This is a genomic window from Pelotomaculum sp. FP (assembly GCF_004369245.1).
GTDB classification, from domain to species: domain Bacteria; phylum Bacillota; class Desulfotomaculia; order Desulfotomaculales; family Pelotomaculaceae; genus Pelotomaculum_C; species Pelotomaculum_C schinkii.
Genome location: NZ_QFGB01000150.1, coordinates 1 through 1,106 on the forward strand (window position 1 = coordinate 1; position 1,106 = coordinate 1,106).

Consider the following 1,106-nt stretch of genomic DNA (forward strand, 5'->3'; position numbering starts at 1 on the left):
GGGCTTATATGACTGGTAGAGGGTATAGGCGGTACCGGAAATGTAATAGCCGCCGGCCAGGCCGATGCCTTTACCGAAAGGCAGCTTGCCGTGTTTTTCCAGGTAGCCCGATTTTTCTACCGCGGTCGTCAGGCATTTCTTGTACTCGGTGTGCGGCACGTACATGTTGTTGATGGCTGTATAGCCTGATTCAACGGCGTTCTTCATCTTCAGTTCGTACGGGCTGATCCCCATCATTTCAGCCAGCTCGTCCAGCATGCACTCCATGGCAAACCTGGGCTGAACGCCGCCGAGACCACGCTGGGCGCCGCAGCTGGGCTTGTTGGTAAAAACGTTCCTTACATGGGTGCGGGCATTGGGCACTTTGTAGGGCAGGTGCACCATCGACGCGGTGTAGAACATCACCACGACGCCCCAGCCTGCGTATGCGCCTTTGTCCATAGTATTGTCAAATTCTACAGCTTGGATATAACCGTCTTTGTCCAGACCGATTTTCCATTTCATGTAGCATGGGTGCCGGCCTTTGCTCGTGAAGAATACTTCATCACGGTCGTAAGTTACTTTGACCGGCCGGCCAATCTTACGGGACAGAAGGCAGGCCACAAATTCCGATGAGGCTGCCTCGCCCTTGCCGCCGAAACCGCCGCCCACTGCGGGGAGCGTAACCCGGATCTTGCTCATGGGCATTTCTAATACGATGGACATCTGGCGGTGCAGGTAGTGCGGAACCTGGCTGCTGGCCCACAGGTGCAGCTGGCCGCTCTGGGTGTCATAGCTGGCCACGGCGGACATCGGCTCGATATAGCCGTGCTGCGGCCGGCCGGTTTTGAATTCTCTTTCTAAAATGTACTCGCACTTTTCAAAGGCTTTGTCCACGTCGCCGTAGATCTGCTCGCCTGTGTGCAGGAAGTTGCCCGGTTTATCTTCATGAATCAGTACTTCATCTGCGCGCGCCATAGACTCAAAGGGATCCAATAATACCGGCAGGGGCTCGTATTCTACTTCAATCAGGTCGCAGGCGGCCTCGGCGGTCTCTTCATCAATGGCGGCAACAGCGGCCACGCCTTCACCATAAAAGCGGACTTTATCTACGGCCAGAGCGGTCT

1 protein-coding gene is annotated in these 1,106 nt (G+C 55.6%); it reads right to left on the reverse strand.

The features are described 5' to 3' along the window. Positions 1–1,106 (reverse strand): xanthine dehydrogenase family protein (locus tag Psfp_RS21130; RefSeq protein ID WP_153189579.1); only part of this gene is annotated, 1,106 nt, incomplete at both ends.